Origin of the sequence: Neolewinella agarilytica, from assembly GCF_900110645.1 — a bacterium.
GTDB lineage: Bacteria > Bacteroidota > Bacteroidia > Chitinophagales > Saprospiraceae > Neolewinella > Neolewinella agarilytica.
Map to the genome: position 1 here is coordinate 135,315 of NZ_FOFB01000016.1, position 23,369 is coordinate 158,683.

General features: G+C 53.7%; 19 protein-coding genes. 14 read left to right on the forward strand and 5 right to left on the reverse strand.

Annotated elements, in window-relative coordinates; genetic code table 11:
- Window positions 1-40 precede the first annotated feature (40 nt).
- Window positions 41-778 carry a SpoIIAA family protein gene (locus BM123_RS14950; protein WP_090169940.1) on the reverse strand — a complete coding sequence of 246 codons (738 nt, stop codon included), beginning with the start codon at window positions 776-778 and terminating at the stop codon, window positions 41-43.
- Window positions 779-1,027: 249 nt separating this feature from the next.
- On the opposite strand from BM123_RS14950, the gene BM123_RS14955 reads away from it, so the two are divergent.
- The 3 genes from BM123_RS14955 to BM123_RS14965 all read left to right on the forward strand — a co-directional run bounded on the left by BM123_RS14955 (window position 1,028) and on the right by BM123_RS14965 (window position 5,361).
- A complete protein-coding gene (locus tag BM123_RS14955; protein ID WP_090169942.1) occupies window positions 1,028-1,831 on the forward strand; it encodes a 3'-5' exonuclease in 804 nt (267 codons plus the stop codon).
- Between the two features lie 132 nt (window positions 1,832-1,963).
- A complete protein-coding gene (locus BM123_RS14960; RefSeq protein ID WP_090169943.1) occupies window positions 1,964-3,175 on the forward strand; it encodes an acetyl-CoA C-acyltransferase in 1,212 nt (403 codons plus the stop codon).
- 80 nt (window positions 3,176-3,255) lie between these two features.
- Complete coding sequence (locus BM123_RS14965; protein WP_090169946.1) at window positions 3,256-5,361, forward strand: 3-hydroxyacyl-CoA dehydrogenase NAD-binding domain-containing protein; 2,106 nt, start codon at window positions 3,256-3,258, stop codon at window positions 5,359-5,361.
- 11 nt (window positions 5,362-5,372) lie between these two features.
- Here the strand turns inward: BM123_RS14965 and BM123_RS14970 are convergent, their stop codons facing one another.
- Window positions 5,373-5,972 (reverse strand): hypothetical protein, encoded by a 600-nt coding sequence (locus BM123_RS14970; RefSeq protein ID WP_090169949.1) that lies wholly within the window; start codon window positions 5,970-5,972, stop codon window positions 5,373-5,375.
- Window positions 5,973-6,216: 244 nt separating this feature from the next.
- Here BM123_RS14970 and BM123_RS14975 point away from each other — a divergent pair, with 244 nt between their 5' ends.
- The 6 genes from BM123_RS14975 to BM123_RS15000 all read left to right on the forward strand — a co-directional run bounded on the left by BM123_RS14975 (window position 6,217) and on the right by BM123_RS15000 (window position 11,639).
- Entirely contained in the window at window positions 6,217-7,671 is a 1,455-nt protein-coding gene (locus BM123_RS14975) for a DASH family cryptochrome (protein WP_090169950.1), read from the forward strand.
- A 248-nt stretch (window positions 7,672-7,919) separates the two neighbouring features.
- Complete coding sequence (locus BM123_RS14980; protein ID WP_090169952.1) at window positions 7,920-8,966, forward strand: PorP/SprF family type IX secretion system membrane protein; 1,047 nt, start codon at window positions 7,920-7,922, stop codon at window positions 8,964-8,966.
- Between the two features lie 113 nt (window positions 8,967-9,079).
- A complete protein-coding gene (locus tag BM123_RS14985; RefSeq protein WP_090169954.1) occupies window positions 9,080-9,535 on the forward strand; it encodes a bactofilin family protein in 456 nt (151 codons plus the stop codon).
- The gene (locus BM123_RS14990; protein WP_217642171.1) at window positions 9,522-9,746 is read left to right on the forward strand and encodes an AtpZ/AtpI family protein; all 225 of its coding nucleotides are present in this window, start codon (window positions 9,522-9,524) and stop codon (window positions 9,744-9,746) included. The genes BM123_RS14985 and BM123_RS14990 overlap by 14 nt, the downstream gene beginning before the upstream one ends.
- A gap of 10 nt (window positions 9,747-9,756) precedes the next feature.
- Window positions 9,757-10,140, forward strand: a complete 384-nt coding sequence (locus BM123_RS14995) for a hypothetical protein (RefSeq protein ID WP_090169957.1) — start codon at window positions 9,757-9,759, stop codon at window positions 10,138-10,140.
- Between the two features lie 23 nt (window positions 10,141-10,163).
- Window positions 10,164-11,639 (forward strand): ArnT family glycosyltransferase, encoded by a 1,476-nt coding sequence (locus BM123_RS15000; RefSeq protein ID WP_090169959.1) that lies wholly within the window; start codon window positions 10,164-10,166, stop codon window positions 11,637-11,639.
- On the opposite strand, the gene BM123_RS15005 is transcribed toward BM123_RS15000, so the two are convergent.
- Window positions 11,625-12,317, reverse strand: coding sequence for a transposase (locus BM123_RS15005; protein WP_090169961.1), 693 nt, complete (start codon window positions 12,315-12,317; stop codon window positions 11,625-11,627). The two genes, BM123_RS15000 and BM123_RS15005, sit on opposite strands and share 15 nt — an antisense overlap.
- A 218-nt stretch (window positions 12,318-12,535) precedes the next feature.
- Between BM123_RS15005 and aspS the strand changes: the two genes are divergently transcribed.
- Window positions 12,536-14,305 (forward strand): aspartate--tRNA ligase, encoded by a 1,770-nt coding sequence (aspS, locus tag BM123_RS15010; protein WP_090169962.1) that lies wholly within the window; start codon window positions 12,536-12,538, stop codon window positions 14,303-14,305.
- A 119-nt stretch (window positions 14,306-14,424) separates the two neighbouring features.
- Here aspS and BM123_RS15015 read toward each other — a convergent pair whose 3' ends face one another.
- Entirely contained in the window at window positions 14,425-15,387 is a 963-nt protein-coding gene (locus BM123_RS15015) for a Fic family protein (RefSeq protein WP_090169964.1), read from the reverse strand.
- A 109-nt stretch (window positions 15,388-15,496) separates the two neighbouring features.
- Between BM123_RS15015 and BM123_RS15020 the strand changes: the two genes are divergently transcribed.
- The 4 genes from BM123_RS15020 (at window position 15,497) to BM123_RS15035 (ending at window position 20,536) form a co-directional block, all read left to right on the forward strand.
- The gene (locus BM123_RS15020; protein ID WP_090169965.1) at window positions 15,497-16,408 is read left to right on the forward strand and encodes a glutaminase; all 912 of its coding nucleotides are present in this window, start codon (window positions 15,497-15,499) and stop codon (window positions 16,406-16,408) included.
- An 86-nt stretch (window positions 16,409-16,494) separates the two neighbouring features.
- On the forward strand, window positions 16,495-17,619 hold the full coding sequence (locus tag BM123_RS15025; RefSeq protein WP_090169967.1) for a hypothetical protein: 1,125 nt from the start codon (window positions 16,495-16,497) through the stop codon (window positions 17,617-17,619).
- Between the two features lie 114 nt (window positions 17,620-17,733).
- The gene (locus BM123_RS15030) at window positions 17,734-18,363 is read left to right on the forward strand and encodes a DUF4294 domain-containing protein (RefSeq protein WP_090169968.1); all 630 of its coding nucleotides are present in this window, start codon (window positions 17,734-17,736) and stop codon (window positions 18,361-18,363) included.
- Between the two features lie 292 nt (window positions 18,364-18,655).
- A complete protein-coding gene (locus BM123_RS15035) occupies window positions 18,656-20,536 on the forward strand; it encodes a peptidoglycan-binding domain-containing protein (protein WP_090169970.1) in 1,881 nt (626 codons plus the stop codon).
- 490 nt (window positions 20,537-21,026) lie between these two features.
- Here the strand turns inward: BM123_RS15035 and BM123_RS15040 are convergent, their stop codons facing one another.
- Window positions 21,027-22,892, reverse strand: coding sequence for a gliding motility-associated C-terminal domain-containing protein (locus tag BM123_RS15040; RefSeq protein WP_090169971.1), 1,866 nt, complete (start codon window positions 22,890-22,892; stop codon window positions 21,027-21,029).
- Window positions 22,893-23,369: the final 477 nt, after the last annotated feature.

Consider the following 23,369-nt stretch of genomic DNA (forward strand, 5'->3'; position numbering starts at 1 on the left):
AGAGAGCGCAGCGAACGGCTAAAAAAACGCTCCGCGTTTTTCACCCCAACCAAGCCACCGCCCGCTTCCGCTCAACGGTAGAGAAGGCCGCCAACTCTAATCCGGGTGTAAGGAGGTCACCAAGCCGGACAGTGGTTTTGAGCCAGCTTTGATCGCCAATGATGGCGAGCCGGTCTACATTTTTATAGTTCTTGATGCTGGATTTGATGTCTTCGAGCAATGCCTGCCCTGAGAATTCGGTACTGACCACTTCGAGCATGACGCGAGCCTGGCCGTACTTCCCGGCCTGCTCTTCAATCAGGAGGTTAATCCGGTCGTAGTCGACCGTCGTCATTTTACCGATAATCGCTAAGCCGAGCAGTCGTTCGTCTCCGAGGTCAATTTCTTTGAGCCCTTCCGAGCTTTCTTCCATCGGGTCGAGTTTGAGCCAGGCGTGCGCCAGCTCGCCATCGGCCAGGCTAAAGGTTTTGATTTCCATGCGGGGAGTGAGCCAGTCGACCGAGCCCGTCAGGGAGGCCAGCCAGCCGTGGTCCGTCAGAATGGCATACTTCTCGATTTTATCCCACAGATCTTTTTTAGTTTTCAATGTTTTCCAAAAGCTCTGGAAGCTTTGAAAACCACCAACGTTTTTAATATTCCCGAGCAGGCGAAGTTTACCGTGGGTGATGACCTTGGCCTCCACGGCGATGAGCAGCTTACGGATGCCTTCTTCGTCTACTTCACCGTCGAGGGTGAAACCGAGCATGTTAGGTTGGGAGAGGGGAAATACCGAAATCATATCGTTGGTCAGTTAACTTGTTATTCTGTAGTAACAACACAACATAGCCAAGCGGGTTAACTCTGTGTCCTAAAATTCGACAAAATGCCCATTTAGGCAGACGGAAGTGGGCGCACTTCGGCAAGCGCAGTAGGAGCCGCGGACGCAGGTGCAAAAAAAGCTTCTTGAAAAGCAGGGCTCAGGGCACTTGCCCGGAACGAAATAAGCGTACCTTGCCACCCGTCCTTACACCATCTTAAAGAATACATCATGCTCCCCCTGCCGAACGACCTGGTTTTCTTCGATCTTGAAGCTACCGGACTGAACATTGTTCAGGACCGCATCGTGCAGATTGCGATGATCAAACTCTTCGCTGACGGCCGGGAACCGGCCGAGTACGAGCGCAAGATCAACCCCGGAGTCCCCGTCAGCGCTGAGGCCGCCGCCATTCACGGCATGACGAATGAGGACCTGAAGGATGAGCCCACCTTCGCCGACCTCGCTAAAGAGATTTACGAATTCATCGGCGACTCCGACCTCGGTGGCTACAACTCCAACCGTTACGATGTGCCGCTCTTGCAGGAAGAGTTTTACCGGGCGGGCATTTACCTGGACACCAGCAAGCGACGGCTCATTGACTCTCAGCACATCTTCTACCGCATGGAGCCGCGTACGCTAAGCGCAGCCCTGAAATTCTACGCCGGTAAAGAGATGGAAAACGCCCACGACGCCCTGGCCGACGTTCGCGCCACCGTCGACATCTTCCGCGGCCAGCTGAAACACTACGCCGGCGCGGAATTCAAAAATGATGACGGTGAGGTGAGCCACCCCTTTGAAAACCTCGACTCCGTCGCGGAATTCTGTCAGGACGAGCGCTTCCTCGACGCTACCCGTCGCCTCAAGAAAGGCCCCGACGGCACACCGCAGTTTAACTTCGGCAAATACTCCGGGCAAAACGTAGGCGACGTCTTCGCCAAAGACCCCGGTTACCTGAAGTGGATCCTGAACAAAGACTTCAGCACGGAGGTGAAAGCACTGGTGAAGGCGATTGATGATCAGCGGAGGGGAAAATAGAATGTGGTGGTATGCTTGTGGTAGTAGTAAATTTGGCCACCTCCCCCTTGCTCCTTTAAACCACGCCCTGCACCTGCGGCCGCGCCCTTATTCTATCTGAGACGAAAAGACCAAAGAACCAAAAGACCAAAAATGCCAACTGAAGCTTTCATCTACGACGTTCTCCGCAGTCCCCGCGGCCGTGCTAACGGATCAACGGACCTCTACGAAGTCAAACCCGTTGACCTGCTGAGTCAGTGCCTGAAGGCTTTCCAGCGTCGCAGCGGCCAGGAGGATCTGCCCGCCAGCATTGATGACCTCCTCATTGGCTGCAACACCCCGGCCGGAGACCAGGGCTATAACCTGGCGCGGGCAGCCTTACTGAATGCCGGCTGGTCCAACGCCAGGGGAGGCTTGCAGATCAATCGCTTCAACACCTCCGGGCTGGAAGCCATCAATCTGGCGGCCGCCCGCATTGTGGCCGGCCACGGAGAAGTAATTATTGCCGGGGGCATCGAGTGCATGAGCCGGGTACCGACTTACCTCAACGGCGGCCCGATGATGAACGACCCGTCCACCATCATCAACAGTCACTACATTCCGCAGGGGGTTGCGGCGGATCTGGTGGCCAGCACCTACGGTATCCGGAAAGAAGAACTGGACGCCTACGCTGTGCATAGCCACCACAAAGCCTGTACGGCCATTAAAGATGGTCACTTCGCCGCCAGTATCGAAACCATAACGGACGACAACGGCCTCGTTATTCTTGATAAAGACGCCATCCCCCAGCCGGAGCTAAGGGTTGAAGATCTCGCCGAACTGCCACCCCGCTTCGCCGAAATGGGGCTTGCGGGCTTCAACGAAATGGCCCTCCACCGCTTCCCGCTGGTGGATCACGTAGACCACCGACATACCTTCGGCAACACCAGCAAAGCAGCTGACGGCTGCGCGCTCTGCCTGCTCGGCAACCGCACGGCGGGTGAAGAACTCGGCCTGAAGCCCCGTGCCCGCATCCGCGCCGTTGCCATGAGTGCCGTAGACGCTACTCTGCTTACCGGTGGCGCTAATGCCTCCGACCTGGCCGTCCAAAAAGCCGGCCTGACAAACAAAGACATCGACCTCTGGGAGTTCAACGAATCTTTCGCCGCTTCCGCCATCCGCTTTCGCCGCGACCAGGACATTCCGCACGAAAACTATAACGTGCTCGGAGGCGCCATCTCCCTCGGTGAGCCCCTGGGGGCCGTTGGCGGCATGATGCTCTGCCACCTCCTGGACGAGCTCGAACGCCGTGACCTGAATCTTGGGAGCCTGACCATCGATGCCGGAGCGGGCTTGGCGGTCTCTACCATTATTGAGAGAGTTTGACCAGGTTGCAACCTGCAACCTGAAACTTGCAACCTGCAACTTTAACCCTGCAACTTGAAACTTGAAACCTTCAACTTCAAATGATTAACTATCGTAAGGATACCGACAATATCGTCACCCTCATTCTCGACATGACGGGCCGGACGAGCAACTTGCTCAACCACGAGCTGGTTGCTGCCTTTCAGCCCGTCATCAGCCATTTGCAGAATGAAAAAAATGCTGGCCGGCTTCGGGGGGTGATCATCACTTCGGCAAAGAAAGACTTTTTGCAGGGGGGAGATCTGGCGTACCTGATGAAGCTCGAAGACCCCAAAATAGCCTTTGATGCTGCTCAAAAACTGAAGGCTTTCCTGCGGGATCTGGAGGTTCCTGGTGTTCCCGTCGTAGCAGCGATCAATGGTGATGCACTGGGAACGGGCTTTGAGCTCGCTCTTGCCTGTCACCACCGGATTGCGCTGGCGAGCCCCAGGATTCGGCTGGGCCACCCGGAAGTAAAGATCGGGCTTATCCCCAGTGGAGGTGCCGTTATCCGGCTCATGTGGTTATTGGGCATTGAGCGCGCTTACCCGCTGCTGTTGGAGGGCCGGCGCTATAGCCCACAGGAAGCATTGAAGGTGGGAATTATTGATGAACTTGCTGCTGACCAGGAAGACCTCATCCGACGGGCAAAAAAGTGGTTAATGTCTGATCCGCCTTCCCGCAGACCGTGGGATGAGCCCGAGGGGAAAATCCCCGGCGGCACCGCCGCCGACCCCAACCTGGGGCATCGCATCCGGCTACTGACCGCCCGGCAGAGTGCTAACACGAATGACCTATACCCCGCCAAGCGGGCCATCATCGACCTGCTGGCGGAGGGCTCGAAAGTTGACTTCAAGACCGCCTACCGGATCGACAGCCGCTATTACGCTAAAGTGGTTACCGGCGAGGTGAGTAAGAATATGATTTCAACTTTCTGGTTTGACAAGCAGGCCGTTCGACGGAAAGGGCTTGGCCGGCCAAAGGGCTACGGTAAGTTCCGCCCCCGCCGGGTGGGCATCATCGGGGCGGGGCGGATGGGTTCCGGCATTGCTTTCCTCTGCCTCCGCAACGGGCTGGAAGTAACGCTGAAGGACGTTAGCCAGCCCATTGCTGACCGGGGCCGCGACTACGTCATCGAACGCATCGATGAGTACATCGAGCGGGGCACCTTCCAGCCCGAGGAACGGGAAGAACTGTTGAGTCGCATCACCACTACTGACAAGAGCGCTGACTTTGCCGACTGTGACATCGTGGTGGAAGCGGTCTTTGAAAACAAGTCCGTCAAGCAAAAAGTAACCCGGGAAGCAGAGGAAAAGCTCGACGACTTCGCCGTTTTCGCCACCAATACCATCTCCATCCCGATTACGGAGTTGGGCAATGCTGCTTTACGGCCGGAGAATTACGTCGGCATTCATTTCTTCTCTCCGGCGGAGAAAACTTATGTGGTAGAGATCATCAAAGGCGAAAAGACCAGCGAAGAGACCATTGCCCGTGCTTTTGACTTTGCCACTACCATCCGGAAAATCCCCGTGATTGTGAAAGACACCTGGGGCTTCTTCGCCGCCAGAGTCCTTAATACTTACATTCTCGAGGGGGTAACGATGCTCAACGAAGGCTACCCCGCCGCCCTCATCGAAAATATGGGACGGCAGGCCGGGATGACCACCGGCCCGCTGGCGCTGGCGGATGAGCTGGGCCTGGACCTCGTTCTTCGCTACGAGCAGCAGGCCGCCAACCATTATGGCAGCAAATATCAGCAGCACCCCGCCGTGCCGGCACTGCAGAAAATGCTGAATGACCTGAACCGTGGCGGACAAAAAAAGCGGGCGGGCTTCTACGAATATGGAGAGAACGGCCCCGCCCTGCTGTGGGAAGGAATTGGGGAGCACTTCCCGGTCACTAAAACAGAATACTTCCGAACGCGGATGAAAGACCGTTTTCTGTTCAGCCAGGTCATTGAGTCGGGCTGGTGCCTGCAGGAGAAGGTCATCACGGAGCCGGCGGCAGCTAACCTGGCCAGTGTCTATGGTTGGGGATTTCCCTCCTACACGGGTGGAACGCTGCGCTATTTTGAGAGCTACGGCAAGGAGGCTTTTCTAAAACGATGCCAGGAACTGCAGGAACGCTACGGACAGCGGTTTTCGGTACCGAAGTATCTGAGGAGCTAGCTGCCGGTGCCTTAATTTTCCAGTTTTACCTTTCGCAGATCTCCGGAAAGGGGGATAACCTCTACGCTGTCATCCGCCTTCAGCAGGAAATATACCTCGCTGGTTTTGCCGATCATTCGGCCGGAGTCCTGGCTGCCATCATTATAAATAAGTGTGATGGGAGAACTGTTCCGGATGCCTCTTTCAGACGTTTTGCCGTAGGCTAATGCAAATACGCCGATGCACCATATCAGGGTAATAATCAGCGAAATATTTCTAAAGCTCTTATAGCCCTTTCGTTTAGCCTGTCCAAAGGCCAGAAGGTTATAAAAGCGGGGAAATTTATGGGACATCCAGACGTCAAGCCGGTACATCAGGTAGCAGAATAAGGACACACTGGCGGCCATCAGCAAAATCCGAAGATCGCTGAAGGGGGCGATGAGAAAATCCAGCACACCTGCGTATTCAAAGATGTTGATCCCAAACTCCCGGTAGCGAAAATAATTGTAGAGCATTCCCAGGCCGACAAGGAGGCCATAAAAGACGTAGATGATGGTTTGCAGCTCGCCAAGCAGGAGTTCAAAACGATCCTTGATGAGTCCTTCATCTGCCCTGTTTTCTGTATCAGCCATAGTCCCAAAGTTAATCAGCAAACAGCTTCAGCGGCGCTCGCCGCAGGTGCAAGGCAGAAGCAGACAGCCGTGGAGGTTAATTCTTTCGCTCTTTGCCCCAAAAACACTTCCCTGCACCTGCGGTGAGCGCCCAAAAAATGTGGCTCATCATCCTAATGTCATACCGACCGGAAATAAGCCCGTAATTCGCAACCATACGTCCGTGCCTCCGTTAAACTACTAATCAATAATCAGGACCGAAAACATGAGTAAACGCCTCGCCATTGTTTGGTTTCGCCGCGACTTACGCCTACACGATAATGAAGCCCTGACGGACGCCCTGAAACACGCCGACGAGGTGCTCCCCGTATTCATATTCGACCCACGTGAGTGGCGTGGTACACTGCCGCACACTGGTTTGCCCAAAATAGGCAGCCACCGGGCGAAATTTGTATTGGAGAGTGTACTGGACCTGAAGAAAAACCTGCGTAAACGCGGTGCGGATCTTCTCATCCGGATCGGCAAACCCGAAGAGGAGCTCGTGGAGCTTACCCATCAGACGCACGCCAGCTGGGTCTTTTGCAACCGGGAACGCACCCAGGAAGAGCTCGTGGTGCAGAATGCCGTAGAGGCTAACCTCTGGGCCATCGGTCGCGAGGTCTATTATAGCCGCGGAAAGCTACTCTACTACACTGCTGATTTACCCTTCCCCATTACCCATACGCCGGATGTTTTCACCCAGTTCCGCAAAGAAACTGAGCGGATTACGCCCGTACGTGAGCCCCTGCCCACCCCCATGCGCATACCGCTGGCCCAGGAAGAGGGCCTTGATTTTGGTGAAGTCCCTACCCTTTCCGACTTTGGTATCGTGCCCCCACCGGAAGACAAGCGGGCCGCCATTCACTGGCAGGGCGGTGAAACGGCCGGCCTCGACCGCCTGGCCTATTATCTCTTTGACTCCCAGGCGATCTCTACCTATAAAGAAACCCGAAATGGCCTGATCGGCAGCGACTACAGCACCAAATTCAGTGCCTGGCTGGCGCATGGTTGTCTTTCGCCAAAGAAAATCTATGCCGAGGTCAAGGCTTACGAAGAAAAAAACGGCGCCAACGACAGCACTTACTGGGTCATTTTTGAACTCCTCTGGAGAGACTTTTTCCGACTGATGGGCAAAAAACATGGCAACGCCATTTTCCATAAAGGAGGGCCCAAGGGAGAAGCTTCAACCTGGCGCAAAGACCCCGCTGCCTTCCAGCGGTGGATGGACGGACAGACCGGTACGCCCTTCATCGATGCCAACATGCGCGAAATTGCTCTGACCGGCTTCATGAGCAACCGCGGCCGGCAGAACGTAGCCAGCTACCTGGTCAAAGATCTGAAGCTGGACTGGCGGCTCGGTGCCGAATATTTTGAGCACCAGCTGACGGATTACGACGTCACCAGCAACTGGTGCAACTGGAATTACGTCGCCGGCGTAGGCTCTGACCCGCGCGAAGACCGCTACTTTAATATTCTGAGTCAGGCCCAACGCTATGACGATAACGGAGACTACGTCAAGCTCTGGTGCCCGGAGCTATCTGCGTTGCCCTGTGAAGAAATTCACCAACCTGATCAGCTTACGGACGGGGAGCAGTCCGCCAGGGGCGTAAAGCTTGGCGTTGATTACCCCACGCCACTGATTCCCAGCGAGCATTGGCAGCGAAAGAAGGGGCGGCGGTAGTAGTGGTTGTATCCTGGTAGTGATAGTGTGGTAGTAGCGGCAATCCCTGCGAAGCTTTACCCCTTACAAACTAAAAAACTTCCTTCGAGCGTTACGCTTTCGACAATTCCTGCATTAAGAGCCAATGGCGGACAACTTTAACGCCCCCGGCTTACCGTGCCTCCGTGCGTTTTGTTTACATTTGTCCATAGCTACGGCAGGTGAGCTATCTGTCTTCCCGATCCCAAATACTTTAGTGTAGCCAAATTATGAAGTTACTCCAGACCTTTTGCTTAGTCTTTTTCTGTGCGCTCGGCTTACAAGCACAGGACATTCACTTCTCCCAGTTTTACATGTCTCCGCTCAATTTAAATCCAGCGATGACGGGAGTAATGAACTGTAACAGCCGAATTGCGGTCAACTACCGCAGCCAGTGGGCTTCTATTCTTGGAAGTTCTGCTTTTCAGACTTACAGTGTCAGTTATGACCAGCGGGTATCCGTTGGCCGCAACGACTTCTTCGGTATTGGTGGTACCTTCTGGGGCGACAAGGCCGGCCAGGCGGACTTCGCCACAACGACGGGAAAAATTTCCCTGAGCTACTCCAAGAAAATGGGCGGTAGCCGTAAGTACGGCAATTACCTCGTGGCTGGTGCCGAAGGTGGTGCCGCTCAGCGCAGCCTCAACTTCCTCGCGCTTCGCTGGGGTACCCAGCACGACGGTGACGGTGGCTTTGACATCAATGCCGTAAGCGGTGAGAATGGATTTGACCGCGATCAGTTTCTGTTCGCTGACCTGGCTGCCGGCCTGCTCTGGTTCATGGTCTTTGATGAGCACAACAGCCTCTACGTAGGAGGTGCCTTTCACCACCTGAACCGCGCCGATCAAAGCTTTGACAGCAGTGCGGATGAATTGCTCTACAGCCGCTACACCATGCACGGTGGTGGTGAATTCATGCTGGGCTCCCGCTTCGGCCTGGTTCCCGGAGTGATTGTGATGACGCAGGGCCCCAGCTTCCAGGTCAATGCGGGTACGAACGTCAAGTTCCTCCTCGATGGTGGCCGCAACCGCAGCACCCAGTCTTTCCAGTTGGGTCTTTGGACGCGCGTCTCTAACCGCTACGACTCCAGCGTGCTGACGGATGCTCTCATCCTGAGCTCTCGCTTCGACTACGAAAACTTTGCGCTTGGATTCAGCTACGACATCAATACGAGCTCACTGAATACAGCAACTGACGGAAATGGTGGCTTCGAGCTATCTCTGCAATACAAAATCTGTGGTGGTCAGCGCCGCGGTGTTTATTGTCCGCAGTTCTAAGAGTCGGTAAGTTTTCACTTACCGGACGGTTTATCTACATTTGCCAAACACACACTATTGCCTAAGCGCTATTGCTTAGGTATCTTACAGCACACCTTTTACAAACGATAATAATGTTCGGCAACAACAACGGGAAAGACACTAAAGGAAAGAGTTCAGACTCCGGTCGCAGCAGCACGCCTGCTGGTGGTGGCGGCGTCAATACAATCGACGCTAAAACAACGATTGAAGGCAACCTCAAGGCCGGTGGAGACATCCGCATTGATGGCACTTTAATTGGTAACCTCATCTGCGAAGCGAAACTCATCATTGGCCCCAAAGGCAACATCGAAGGTGATGTAGAATGTGCCCAGGCGACCATCGAAGGCACCTTTAAGGGCAACCTCATCGTACGGGAAGAACTGACGCTACAGGCTACGGCTAAAGTTACCGGCGACGTTAAAGCAAAGAAAATGGCCGTTCTCGGTGGTTCTCAGATTAATGGCACCTGCACCGTTCCTTACAGCGGTGGCGGCGGCAAAATGTCTGCGGGAAATCCACTGAAAAAGCAACAGGGTGCCAACGCTTAACGAAGAGGAAAAGAAGAAGCTCCGTAAAGGCACGCGCAACTGGATGAAATACAGCGGGATGGCCTTTCAGATGATTGGCGTTATGCTCGCATTCGTGTTTGGTGGCATTTACCTCGACGAGTGGCTGGGGTCTAGCCCCTGGGCTACTGTCGTGCTTAGCTTATTGGGCGTTACTGCCGGATTGTATGTTTCTTTGCGGGACTTTATCTAGCTCTCCGTTCATGACCAATTCCCGATTCTACTCCCTGCTCGGTATTTTCAGCCTTGTTGCTATCCTGGCCGCTGCGGCCTGTCATTACTGGCTACCCCTCGACTATGCGCTCCCCCTGACGATCGGTACGATCGTGGGCTTGTTGCTGCTTACCGTAGTGATCTTCGTGATCAGTAAGCGGACGGCTGCGGCGGAGAACAAACACCTTTTTGGTAATGCCTTCATGGGCATCACCATGGTAAAACTATTTCTCTGCGGAGGGACGATGGTCGCTTATGTTGTGCTGGCGGAGCCGGAAAACAAGCTCTTTGTCGTTCCCTTTTTTCTGAGCTACCTGATCTATACCTCTCTGGAGGTAATGGTTTTGGTCAAGCTGGCGGCGACCGGAAAGTAAGAACAAGCGAAAACCGTGGCTCTATGCGCAAATACTACTGGCTGGCCCTCTTCCTTCTGCTGGCCATCGCCTTACGGTGGGGCTCCTTTTTTATTTCCGTCATCAATCACGACGAAAGCACTTACATCGTCATTGCTGAGGAGATGTTACGCGGAGAGCTCTACTTCCGGGACGTAGTAGACACTAAGCCCATTGGCATTTTCTGGATATACATGCTGCTCATCAAGCTTACCGGTGGTAGCCTGGTGGCCTTACGGGCCGCGGCGGCGGTTGTGGTGGGCCTCGGTAGCTGGGGACTGTTTCTTAGCGGCAGGAGAGCTACGGGAAGCGAACGGGTTGGGGTCGCAGCGGGCGTTATTTACGCCTTTGTTTGCAGTATCTACACCTACTACGGTTTGTCTCCGAATACGGAGATATTTTTCAATGTATTCACCATTTTCGCGGTAACCATCGCGGTAGCTCCAAGAATCAGACCGGGGCATGCTGATGCTTTCCGGCATTGGCCCCTGGCGGGCTTATTACTGGGTTGTGCCGTAGCCATCAAACCCTTTGCGGCGGCGGAGGCCCTGGCCATCGGGCTGTTTATGCTCTGGTATTATGGCCGGCAAGGAGCCTGGTCGCGGGCAGTATTTTCCGGTTTAGCGCTGGTGGCGGGCTTTCTCGTTCCGCTGGCCGTAGTCTACCTCTATTACCGGCAGGCGGGCTTGCTGGAAGCCTTTCAGTTCTACACTTTCGAGGTGGCGGGCGCTTACCCCGTTGACCTGCCGTGGTACTTACGCCTCAAGTATATGGGTGATTATTTGCTGCGCTACTCTCCTTTCGTCATTCTGGGCGCCGGGGCGCTGGTGCAATGGAAGCGTTTCAAAAGCAAAGAAGGGCTGCAGTGGGGCTACTACCTCCTGCTTCAGTTTCTGCTGGTATCAGTAGTAGTGCTCATTACGGGCAAGCGATTTGGCCATTATCAGGTGCAGTTGCACCCGGTGCTGTCTTTGCTGGCAGCCTGCTGGTGGGCACCGGGGCTGACGATATTCCCCCGGCTCCGCCGGGAACGGCTACGAAAGTGGACGCCCACCATCGTGGCAAGTCTTGCCCTCCTGCTCGGCGTTGTCCACTTGCAACACTACACCAAAAAAGACGATAAGCCCGCCCGCATTGCCGCTTACTTCGAAGACAAGCTGGCACCCGGAGAAACCTTCTTTGGGATTAATGGCTGGCAGATAACGCATCACTTGCTGGACCGGCCGGTCCCCACCCCCTACGTTCATTCGTCTTTGCTGTACCTGGACCATCACGTCCGGGCCTTTCAGATCGATGAACTGGCAGAGGCGGAGCGCATCATTAACGACCCGACGGTAATTTACCTCGTTGGCCGGGCCCAGGACTCAAACGCTGATACACCGCTTACGGAGCGACTCCTGGAGGTCTTCGAACCCTTTGGTGAGATCGGGGAAGATATTCGGGTTTGGAAACGTGTACCTCCGGCTTCAGCCGGAGGGTAGCATTCCCCGATGCCAGGTAAACGGCCAGTCTTGCCATTCTTCCACAAAACCCGCAGCAACCGCATTCCCTAAAGTGTAGCCAACCACATTTCTGAATGCACGTTGATCCCGGATGTAGTGATCGTAGCTATCTTTTTGCCAGAACGGCGTACCGGTTAACCCAAGCTGTTTGTTGATTTCACGACTACTTCCTCCTTTGATTCTTCTCATCACCTCATGTAAAGGCTGATAGCTGAGTGAGAGTGATTTTTCGTCCAGGTAAATATCATCTGCATCAACCAATTGTCTGCTCATATCAATTACAAGGTGGCAATGGTTAGGCATTATCGTATAGGTAATTAAGTCGTATAACTCTTCATCAAACTGGTGTAGTTTATCCATGACAATTTTCGCAATCTCAGGTTTGCGTAAATGACAAGCTCCGAAAGGTTGATCATCCAACTGGTGTTCGTAGTTCTTGAAAAATCGATAGCGTGCATGATGGATGAGGATTTGCCGTTTAGCAGGATTAAACTCCCTCTCGCAAATTCTACGGACCTCTGACTCGTATTTAGCTTTTAGCTGACGGACTATTTTGATGGGGAGGGCATCTTTACAACGCCAGGTGATAAAAAAAATCGCACCAATTAGTGATACGTGAGGAAGAATACTTCGGTGGAAGGTTGATAAAGTGTCCATAGATTAAAGGCGTTACAGATACAAAAACAAGTTTTTATATTTAATACAAACAATTCAACCACCCTCCGGCTGAAGCCGGGGGTACAGTACCCCCCGGCTTCAGCCGGAGGGTGCCTCCCATTGCACCTGCGTCCGCGCCCTAAGTGAAACCTTTCTCTCTAAACCTATCGTTATCCCCCCAAAGCTGTTTACTTTTGCGCTGCTAAAAAATATAGTCCATGTTTCGCTCTCATAACTGCGGTGAACTCCGCCTCTCCGACGCAGGTAAAGAAGTAACCCTCAGTGGCTGGGTACAGATCGGCCGTGGCTTCGGTGGCCTGACCTTCGTTGACCTTCGTGACCGCTACGGTATTACCCAGGTCGTTTTTGATCAGGATGATAATGCAGAGCTGGCCGAACGGGCCAAGAAACTCGGCCGTGAATTCGTGATTCAGGTCAAGGGCGCCGTCCGCGAGCGCACCAACAAGAACCCCAACCGGGCAACGGGTGATGTCGAAATTCTGGCCACAGAACTGACCGTGCTCAACAGCGCCAAAACGCCGCCCTTCACGATTGAAGACGACAGCGACGGCGGCGACGACCTGCGCATGCAGTACCGTTACCTCGACTTGCGCCGTGGCCCGCTGCAGGAGAACATCATCTTCCGCAGTAAGCTGGCGCTGGCCGTGCGGGCCTACCTTGGCGACAAAAATTTTGTGGAGGTGGAAACCCCCTTCCTCATCAAGTCCACCCCCGAAGGTGCGCGCGACTTCGTCGTGCCCAGCCGCCTCAACGAAGGGCAGTTCTACGCCCTGCCGCAGAGCCCGCAGACCTTTAAGCAACTACTGATGGTGGCTGGCTACGACCGCTACTTCCAGATTGTGAAGTGTTTCCGCGACGAAGACCTCCGCGCTGACCGCCAGCCCGAGTTTACGCAGATTGACTGCGAAATGGCCTTCGTTACCCAGGAGGACGTTCTCAATACTTTCGAAGGCCTCACGCGCCACCTTTTCGATAAAATGAAGGGCATCGCCCTGCCGGAATTCCCCCGCATGCAGTACGATGACGCCATGCGTCTCTACGGCTCCGACAAGCCCGACCTCCGCTTCGGCATGCCGCTGGTGGAGCTCAACGATGTGGCCCAGAACAAAGGCTTCGGGGTCTTTGACAGCGCCGAACTCGTCGTTGGCATCTGTGTACCCGGCAAAGCCAACCTCACCCGCAAGAACCTCGATGCCCTTACCAACTGGGTCAAGCGCCCGCAGATCGGCGCCAAAGGCCTCGTGTACGTGAAGTGCAACGAAGACGGTAGCTTCAAGTCGAGCGTAGACAAGTTCTTCGATCAGGAAGCTCTCGCCGCCTGGGCCGCCAAGTGTGACGCGAAGCCCGGTGACCTGCTGCTCGTCATCTCCGGAGACGATGAGAAAAGCCGTGGACAGATCGGCAACCTCCGCCTCCACGCAGCCGCTGAATACGATATGATTCCCGAAGGCGCCTTCGCTCCTCTGTGGGTCGTTGACTTCCCGCTGCTGGAGTGGGACGAGGAATCAGAGCGTTTCCACGCTATGCACCACCCCTTCACCAGCCCCAAGCAGGAAGAAGTGGAGCGGATGCTCAACGGCGACCACGAAACGATGAAAAGCCTCAAAGCCGACGCCTATGACCTCGTCATCAATGGCGCCGAGATCGGCGGCGGTTCCGTCCGGATCTATGACCGGGCGCTGCAGGAGCGCAACTTTAAGCTCCTCGGTTTCACCGAGGCAGAAGCCGAGGAACAGTTCGGCTTCCTGATGGGCGCCTTCGAGTACGGCGCCCCACCCCACGCCGGTATTGCCTTTGGTTTTGACCGCCTCTGTGCGGTGATGAACGGCCAGTCTTCTATCCGCGACTTCATCGCCTTCCCGAAAAACAATCAGGGCCGCGACGTGATGATTGACGCACCTGCCAGCATTGATGATGAGCAGTGTAAGGAGTTGAATTTACGGGTGACGGTGGAAGAGAAAAGCTAAGAAGAATAGCTTCCCAGATGCACTTAAGAGCGGGTGATTAGATCATATGATCTAATCACCCGCTTTGATTTTGATTTAATACTTCGTAATCAAAGTTGAAAATATCTGATCATAAGATATTAAATAAATCTATAAACGGTATTACGTTGCTCTCCGTTTTTCACAAGTATATTCTCCGTTACCCCACGTTTCAAATCCCGGCTAGCCGTAGCTGTTGACAGTGTTTTATGGAATAATTGATAGTCTTTACGACCAAATTCTTTTTGCCGGAGTTGTTCCCGGAAAGCCAATAGCCTGCTTTCAAAATTTTGGCGAACGTTCATCCGACTAGCTTCATATTCTAGGGCCGTTCTAAGTGCATCCAGCATAAAATGAATAAATGGATCAGAATTGCCAAGCGATTGACTATCAGCTAAGGCTTGATAATATTCTTGTTGGCGTTGATACACAATGGTTTCAAAAGGAACAAATTGTAGAATCGAATATTTAGCCATTAGAATGACCGTTTGCCACAGTCTTCCCATCCGACCATTCCCGTCGGCAAAGGGGTGAATAAACTCAAACTCATAGTGGAAGACACAACTTTTAATGATCGTCTCTTCCGGATAGTTAGCTAGATAATCAAAAATATCCCCCATTAAGTGGGGAACTCTGTTGAAGGGCGGACCGATATGAATTACTTTTTGCCCATCAATAACCCCTACACCTCTTCTACGGTACTTCCCTGCATCGTCAATCAACCCTTTCATCAAAATTCCATGACTACGAAGCAAATCATCTTCGCTTTCTGGGTCTAGTTCCGTGATGACATCATAAACAGCTAATGCATTTTTCACCTCCAAAATTTCTTTCGGCGGTCCCATTACGATCTTACCATCAATAATATCGGAAATTTGATCTTCCGACAAGGTATTACCCTCAATGGCCAGGCTAGACATTACAGTCTTAATTTTATTCTGCCGCCTTAGCTTCAAGTTACCCGTCAATAGCTGATAGCCTTGGATTTGGCCAATCAGGAGATTAATCTGACCAACAGCTTCAAGCATCGAAGATGAAATGGTGTATGGAGGCTTATAAGCCATGATAGTATCATTTGATAGTATCACAAGATACTATTTATATCAGAAACAATCGCTCTAATACCCGGCTACAAGGCTAAAACAATACCTTCGCTGTTGAAACTAGCCCCCTATGGACGTAACCGCCCTCCTCGCCAAACTCTACCAGCAACTCCCCGCCGAAAACACGGGGGAGGTGGCCACCTACATACCGGAGCTGGCCAAAGTAGACCCCACTAAATTCGGGGTTCATGCCGTAACCTGTGATCAACGTGCTTATGCTTACGGTGACTCTGAAGAGTGCTTCAGTATTCAGTCCATCGCTAAGATGTTCACATTGACGATGGCCTACCAGCGGGAAGGGAATCAACTATGGGAACGGGTGGACGTAGAGCCATCGGGCACCCCCTTTAACTCCCTCGTTCAACTGGAGGCCGACAAAGGAATTCCCCGAAACCCGATGAACAACTCCGGCGCGCTGGTGGTCTGCGACATTCTGCTGAATTATCTGGCGGAGCCAAAAAAAGATCTCCTGGCCTTTGTTCATTCTCTGACCGGCGATGAGACCATTAATTTCAACGAACGCGTCGCCGCTTCGGAGCGGGAAACCAGCGCGCGCAATCGCGCCCTGATCGAGTTCATCCGCTCCTTCGGGAATATCAATAACGACACCGAACGGCTACTCGATTTTTACTGTACGCTCTGTTCCCTGGAGATGAATTGCCGGCAATTGGCGGAGAGTTTCCTCTTTCTGGCTAATCAGGGCATCAGCCCCTGCACGGGCAAGCGTATCGTCTCTTCCACCATGACCAAACGCCTGAATGCCATCATGCAACTCTGTGGTTTGTACGACGAGGCCGGCGAGTTTGCCTTTCGTGTCGGTTTACCGGGCAAAAGCGGTGTAGGTGGGGGCATCGTGGCGCTTCATCCCGGTGATTACTGTGTGGCCGTCTGGAGTCCGCCCTTAAACCCAAAAGGAAACTCTTTCTACGGGATGGCTTACCTGGAGGCTTTTACGTCTGAAGTAGGAGAAAGTATTTATTAGTTTAACACCTTTATCCTCTCCTGCGTTACAAAGACTGACCAAGGTGCATTAAAGAGGTGATAAAATGATTTCCGTAACTTTCAGCCATGTACGAGCAAATACGCGAACACATCCGGGAAAATGAAATACCCGAAGCACTGAATGCCATGGATAAGCTTCCCCTTTCAGCGGAGCTGAAGGGGAAATTACTGACGCTGCACCGGCGCTGGCGGATTTATGAAAACCGGGCCATGAGCAACCTGGAGGAGGAGCGCCTGCTCCGCATCGAGGAGAATCAGATCGTTGATGACATGATCACCCTGCTCAACCGGGCGGAAGATTCGAAAGGAACCGTCCGGCAGCGGGAGGTAAAAGTGACGTATACAGAAAGAGAGGCGGGCGCTACCGCAGGTGCAGGCGGAGTTAATAAAAGCAGTGGAGGAATTCCCCGCTGGCTTCTGTATGCCGGCGGTTTGGCCTTACTCCTTTTCGGGGGAGTCTGGTTAGTTAAGTCTATGCAAGGCCCGGACCCGGCTACCGGGGAACTGGCAGGTAGTACGCCCCCGGTAACGGAAAGTTCCGCCGACCGGGAAGCTCCTCCTTCTTCAACCGACACTCCGGAATCCCCTCCGGCATCGGATGATGCGCCACCTTCTTCAACGGAGCGCCCTACCCTGCGGCCCGCGACGGACCTCAAAATTGAAGACCTCAGCCGGGTTAAGGAGCTACAGGTTGACCCCAACATTCTGAGGAACCCAAGAATCCTGGACGCCATTAAAGCCAATGCGCCCTTAATGACGGAAGGCAGTTACATCCCGATGGCCATAGCCGTTTACTACAACGAAAAAGCGCCGACGGCCTATAATGAAGAGCTGACCAAGACCCTGGGATCCTTCATTCGCGCCCGCATCCAGCGGGAGGCGAGTATGGAGGTACTCACGAAAGCTTTCCATGTATCGGACATGCGGGAGAAAATCGTTCTCCGGGCCATTGGCGGTGATGCCCGGCTAAAATCCTCCCGGGCAAAGTATTTACTGCTCTGCGACATCCGCCAGGTATCGGGAGACAAGGGTTACCTCCGCATGTGCCTTTACGACATAGCCCGGCAAAAGGGGTTTACCCGGGGCAAAAGCATCACTATCCGCTCGGGGAAGAGTTTTCAGGAGAAAGAGCTGCTGATGGCCGTACAGGAATACCTGACAGAATTAAAAAAGAGAGGCTTGTATGAATAGGCTACCATTTACTGCTAACAGCGTCCGCCTCCCTACCAATAGCAACTTTAACATCCTCTTTTACACCTAAGCACCCAACAAAAGCATTTACCTTTATAGTAAGCTTACAATACTATGCGTAGCCTCCTCACATTGCTTCTTCTAACTTTGCTTTGCACCTGCGTCAGCGCCCAAAATGGCTACACGAAGGTGAATGGAAAGTATTACCCCTACGTTGTTGACGACTGCGGTGACACGCTGATCGTTGCCCAACTGGAGAATGTTTCCATCAGTTCTCCGGAGGTGTTTGAGAACGAGGATGACTTTAAGCAGTATCGCCGCTACCGCATCTACGCCCAGCGGGCTTACCCCTACGCCGTTGATGCTATCCGTATTTTCCGCGAGACGGAATACATGACCCAGAACATGAGTCGCCGCGAGCGCAAACGCTACAATAAGAACCTGCAAAAAGAGCTGGAGGAGAAGTTTGAAGCTCCGTTAAAAAAGATGTCCAAGACGCAGGGCAAGGTGCTTATTGCCATGATCGAACGCGAGCTGGACGTCCCGATCTACGACCTGATCAAGGAGCTGCGGGGCGGCCTGACCGCCCGTTACTGGGCCACTATGGCTGGTTTTTACGGCCATAAACTAAAACACAAATACACCGTCGGGGACGATTGGATCCTCGATGCCGTGCTGGATGATTTCAACGTAAGCTATGAACTGCCCGAAGCAGTCCAGGATAGTAGTGATGTGAAGAGGTAGGGCGCGGGGTGCGGGGTGCGGGGTGCCGGGTGAAAAGTCCTTTTGAAATATACGAATATCAACCTTCTGCAGCAATTTCAGGCTTAGGGAGTGAAATGGTCTTTTGACTATTTTTTTGCCGGGATTTAGCCCGGGAGACCTTTGTTTATTGATCCATTGTGGAAAACCTGCCTTAATTTAAGTTAGCTTCCGGAGGCAATTCTAGAACGAATGGTTTATCTTCGCCTCCGTGATTGCGTGGCTATTGCGCCACATAGTGTTTTTATACTTCCTTTCAGAAACATCCATTAAAATGACCAAGCATTTCCTGGCGACGCTAGTACTGGCGCTCGCTTCCTCCCTTATTTTTGCACAAAATGCGCTTCCATTGCCTTCCGGCAATCCTCCTGAAGAGCCCGGTAAGTGCTACGCCGTTTGCTACATTCCTGCTAAGTTTGAGAATGTCACCGAAAATGTACAGACTTACGGAGCCGGCAGCCACCTGGTGGTGACGGAACCTCAGTATGAGACCTACACGGAACGAGTGATGGTTAAAGCCGCTGGCTACCGTCTGGTAGAAGTTCCTGCGGAATATGGCACTGCCGAAGAACGCGTCATGGTTGCTCCTGCCTACAAAGAGATGGTTGTAGAGGCAGCTAAGTTCGAAACGGCTACCGAGCGCGTTCTCGTGGAGGAGGGCGCGACCTCTTACAAAGTTGGTCAGCCTACCTACACCACCGTAACGAATGCCAATCTGTACTACGGTGCGGGAGATGGCACTAAGCCAGGTGTTGTATCCACTGATTACGGCAACGTACTGGACCCCAACGCCCGCCGTGGCTTCAACGGTGGTACGGACCCCTTCAACCCGAACAACCCTAATGGTTTCATCGGCAGCCCCAACAGCCCGCTGAACGCTACGCCCAGCCTTTACAGCAACTCCGCAACGGCTAAGCTGTTCGACCCCGCTAACCCCAACAGCCCCTTCAGCAGCGCTTACATCAGCGCCAACGGAGTAGAGGCCGCCCAGCGGGAAGCTAACCGCCTCCTGCAGGAGGTTCAGGTAGGAACGATTGCTCCTTACATTACCCAGGAAGCCCGGGTAAAACTGGACCGCATCCCCCGGACTTTCCGCACCGAAACCGAAAAAGTGGAAGTCTCCCCCGCTTACCTCACCTACCAGCAGCTGCCGGTAGAATGTGAAACGGGTGACTGTGTTTCTTTCTGTATCCAGGAAGTTCCCGCCCAGTACCAGACGATTACCAAGCGCATTGCGGAAGCCTGTGCCACCGGCTACACCGTTGCCTCTACGGAGCAAGGCGGTGACGAATACTGTGTTCGCCTTTCTTACGAGCCTGCTGTCTACGGCCCTCGTCAGATTCTGGTAGGAACGCCTGACATCAGCATGCAACAGAAAGAAGCCCGCTACCGTGACGTTACGGTACAGCGCCTCGTCAGCCCCGCCCGGGTAGTTGAGCGTGAAGTTCCCGCTCGTTACGAAACCGTTACCAAGCGGGTCGTAACCCGCGAAGCTTACACTCGCTATGAGCTGGTTCCTGCTGAGTACAAAACGATTACCCGCCGCGTACGCCGTGGTCTGGCAGGTGCAGAATACCTCGCTCCCGGTGGTGTATTGATGACGCCAACGACTTACAGCGGTACTACCGGAACGCAACCCGCAGCCGGCAACTACCCTACCGCCATTAACCCCGGCGCTGGTGGTAAGCTTCCTGGTTCTGTACTGCCTTACACACTGGGTGACGGCCCGGACCGTGCCGGTAACATCACGGCTTCCGGCTACGCGCCGGTTAACCCTAACCCAGGGAATGCGCCTGAGGGAATGCCCGCTAACTACTACACCGCTGGCTGCCCGGATGGTTTCCGCTACGACGTACTGGACGGACTCTGTAAGACTTCCGAGAACACCGCTGCCGGCAGCACGAGCTACACTAAGCAGGTACTGACCGGACAGGGTAACTTCAGCGAATGGGTAGAGGTTCTTTGCCCCAACAAGGCGGCTGGTGCGACCATTCGTCAGGTACAGCGTAAGCTCAACAGCCTTGGATACAACGTTGGCACGGCTGACGGTATCATGGGTGCCCGTACGAAGACGGCGCTGGCTAAGTACCAGGCGGATAATGATCTGCCCATCGGTGGACTGAACCAGCCTACGCTCCGTAAGCTTGGCTTCTAGGCCTCAGGTAATTTTAACGTTGAGCCCCGGCTTCCTGATGGGAAGTCGGGGCTTGGTGTTTTATGGAGGGAGGGGCTGCTGCGCAGCGGAGGGGGGAAGGCTAACCACAGAGAAACACGGAGGTATAGACAGAGGGGCTGCTGCGCAGCGGAAGGGGGAACCACAGATTTGCACAGATTTACACAGATTAGGGCACGGATTAGTGGGAGGCTGCTGCGCAGCGGAAGGGGGGAAGACTAACCACAGAGGGACACGGAGGTATACACAGAGGTGCACCGAGGGGCTGCTGCGCAGCGGAAGGGGGAACCACAGATTTGCACAGATTTACACAGATTAGGGCACGGATTAGTGGGAGGCTGCTGCGCAGCGGAAGGGGAACCACAGATTTGCACAGATTTACACGGATTAGGGCACGGATTAGTGGGAGGCTGCTTCGCAGCGGAGGGGGAAGGCTAACCACAGAGGGACACGGTGGGCTGCCGATCTAAATTTATCGGACCAGGACGAAAGTTCCCTGATAAGGCAATGATTCTCCGTCCACGAACAGCAGTTCTGCGGTGAAGTAGTAAGCGCCGGCGGGGGCATCCTCCCCGTTTATCGTACCGTCCCAGCCGCCAGCGGGGTCATTTGGCAATTGATTTTCCTGTAGAAAAACACTGCCTCCCCAGCGGTCAAAAATTTCCAGCCGCAGTACCGCTGACACATTGGGCACAGCCCCAAAAATGGTAAACTGATCATTTACGCCGTCTCCGTCGGGCGAGAAGGCCGTCGGCAGGTAGACCTTTCGTTCTTTGATGACCCGGATGCGGATCGAGTCCGACGCTTCGCAACCGTTAACGGACACTGCCTCCAGCCGCAACGTGAAAGTATTTTCGGGGATGAAGGAAAAATCCCCGCAGTTCGGGTTGCAATCAAAGCTCAGATCCGGGAGGTATTGATAGCTGGCCACCGTATCCTGACTCATCACCAATATTTCGGCCGGCTCTCCTAACTCAACGGTTTGGTCCTCTCCCAGGTCCACCGTAAAGGGGAAGGGGCTCACCAGACTAATGCTCCCCTCGTCTGCGCAGCCAAAGCGATCCACCACCCGATAAGCGTAATCAGCCTCAGGCAAACCGCTGAACAGCCGGGAAGCAGGCTGCAAAGTATCCAAAAACGTCAGGGTAAAGGGGCCAGCGCCATTGGCTACGCCCAATAGCTCCGCCTCTCCATCGGAGCGATCACTACAGCTGGGCGGCTGGATTCGAAAGTTCGCCAGCAGGCCAGGATCAGGCACCACCTCCAGGCGCAGCGTCACGATGCTGTCACAGCCAAGGGAAGAAAGCAGGGTATCAACAAACACTCCCGTCCGATCGTAGACATTCGGCCCGACGGAAAAAGAAAGCCCCGCGCAAAGGGTATCAACAATCTCATACCGCTTCGGCACCACATAGACCACCTTCACGTTAGACACAACACGACATTTAGTGTTGGCCAGATTTACTGATCCGTTAGCCAACAGATACCGGTAATAATAAAAGCCGCTGGCCCGGCTGCTTAGCCCGTAGGTCATCCCGTTTTCCCCGGGCAGGTTCTCCCAGGTCATCCCCTCATCAAAGCTTTGTTGCCACTGAAAGGCCGGGCTGTCGTATTCATCTCCGTTAACGCTGGCCGTCAGGGTCGTCGGGGCCCCGTCTTCGCAGATGCTGATGTTTTCGGCACCGGCAATGCGGGCCTCCGGGCCGCAGGCACGGAAGCTGATGTTATCGATGGCCAGATCATTACCAAAGCCTCCCGGCGCATTGTTACTCAACGCCAGTGTGACCGTCGTTTGCCCCGGCGCCGTAGCGAAGGAGAAGCCATAGGTATTCCAAATTTCATTTTCCGGCACCGGCCCGGTCGTAAACTGGGTCACATCGTCAATAGAAAAAGACACGTTTGGCGTCAGGCCGTTCGTCCCTCTCCGCAGGATGTTTCGCACATCAGCCGTAAACTGATACTCCGTGTTCTCGCAAAGCCCCGTCACTTCCTGTTCATAGAATTTCCCGGGTTGAAAGGCCGCATTAACCACCATCATGTAACCGTTTGGGTCACTGCTGTTATCGGCAAAAGCGGTCCAGGTTGGAAAGGTCCCGGCCCAACTTCGCATATCGTTGGTGATAGTATAAAAACCATCGTTAGGAGGTGGGTTGCGCTGGTAAATGAAACCCGGGGCGATTTGTGGATCATCCGTCAGAATAGTGGCCGCGCCGGAACCGAAATCTCCCTCGGTAAAAATATTCTCTCCCAAATTCCCGGTGCAGCCCTGGGCGGTAAGGAATAACGGGAAGTACAGCAGGCAAACGCCCGCAAGGATTTGATATAGGTTCAAGCGCATGATCTGAAAACGTAGGGGTTAGGCTAAAGGTACACATGGTAGGGAGATTAGTGGTGCTAAACCAAGTTTTAGCGGCAGTTTTCCGGAGCAGAATGGAGCGTGGCCTTTTTGGGCGGGACCCGCAGGTGCAGGGAAATGTTGAAAAAGCAATGCGTGGACACGCCAGCTACCATCATTAACTGTAACCGCTCCGAGTGTCCCGCCAGAAGATTGCATTTTACCTGGCGGAGGAAGAGTATGAATAGAACATTGCTCTAACATAAGGTTTGCGATAAAATATCAATCGGTGCAATTTGTTATTCAATGGTCCGCTACGATTTTGGATTATAAACATGATTAATCCATTACCCTCCGTTAAGCTTCCCGTCTTACATGCCTGCCAGCGGCCTACTTTTGAAGGGCAAAAGGTGCTATGGTTAAATCCTAGGCTTTAGCGATGTTTTTTATCTTTACGACTCAAGACCCTTGATGCGTCAG

What these genes read in the sequence shown, in the direction of transcription:
- BM123_RS14950 (WP_090169940.1), bottom strand. Translation starts at nt 778, where the DNA reads ATGATTTCGGTATTTCCCCTCTCCCAACCTAACATGCTCGGTTTCACC.
- BM123_RS14955 (WP_090169942.1), top strand. Translation starts at nt 1,028, where the DNA reads ATGCTCCCCCTGCCGAACGACCTGGTTTTCTTCGATCTTGAAGCTACC.
- BM123_RS14960 (WP_090169943.1), top strand. Translation starts at nt 1,964, where the DNA reads ATGCCAACTGAAGCTTTCATCTACGACGTTCTCCGCAGTCCCCGCGGC.
- BM123_RS14965 (WP_090169946.1), top strand. Translation starts at nt 3,256, where the DNA reads ATGATTAACTATCGTAAGGATACCGACAATATCGTCACCCTCATTCTC.
- BM123_RS14970 (WP_090169949.1), bottom strand. Translation starts at nt 5,972, where the DNA reads ATGGCTGATACAGAAAACAGGGCAGATGAAGGACTCATCAAGGATCGT.
- BM123_RS14975 (WP_090169950.1), top strand. Translation starts at nt 6,217, where the DNA reads ATGAGTAAACGCCTCGCCATTGTTTGGTTTCGCCGCGACTTACGCCTA.
- BM123_RS14980 (WP_090169952.1), top strand. Translation starts at nt 7,920, where the DNA reads ATGAAGTTACTCCAGACCTTTTGCTTAGTCTTTTTCTGTGCGCTCGGC.
- BM123_RS14985 (WP_090169954.1), top strand. Translation starts at nt 9,080, where the DNA reads ATGTTCGGCAACAACAACGGGAAAGACACTAAAGGAAAGAGTTCAGAC.
- BM123_RS14995 (WP_090169957.1), top strand. Translation starts at nt 9,757, where the DNA reads ATGACCAATTCCCGATTCTACTCCCTGCTCGGTATTTTCAGCCTTGTT.
- BM123_RS15000 (WP_090169959.1), top strand. Translation starts at nt 10,164, where the DNA reads ATGCGCAAATACTACTGGCTGGCCCTCTTCCTTCTGCTGGCCATCGCC.
- BM123_RS15005 (WP_090169961.1), bottom strand. Translation starts at nt 12,317, where the DNA reads ATGGACACTTTATCAACCTTCCACCGAAGTATTCTTCCTCACGTATCA.
- aspS (WP_090169962.1), top strand. Translation starts at nt 12,536, where the DNA reads ATGTTTCGCTCTCATAACTGCGGTGAACTCCGCCTCTCCGACGCAGGT.
- BM123_RS15015 (WP_090169964.1), bottom strand. Translation starts at nt 15,387, where the DNA reads ATGGCTTATAAGCCTCCATACACCATTTCATCTTCGATGCTTGAAGCT.
- BM123_RS15020 (WP_090169965.1), top strand. Translation starts at nt 15,497, where the DNA reads ATGGACGTAACCGCCCTCCTCGCCAAACTCTACCAGCAACTCCCCGCC.
- BM123_RS15025 (WP_090169967.1), top strand. Translation starts at nt 16,495, where the DNA reads ATGTACGAGCAAATACGCGAACACATCCGGGAAAATGAAATACCCGAA.
- BM123_RS15030 (WP_090169968.1), top strand. Translation starts at nt 17,734, where the DNA reads ATGCGTAGCCTCCTCACATTGCTTCTTCTAACTTTGCTTTGCACCTGC.
- BM123_RS15035 (WP_090169970.1), top strand. Translation starts at nt 18,656, where the DNA reads ATGACCAAGCATTTCCTGGCGACGCTAGTACTGGCGCTCGCTTCCTCC.
- BM123_RS15040 (WP_090169971.1), bottom strand. Translation starts at nt 22,892, where the DNA reads ATGCGCTTGAACCTATATCAAATCCTTGCGGGCGTTTGCCTGCTGTAC.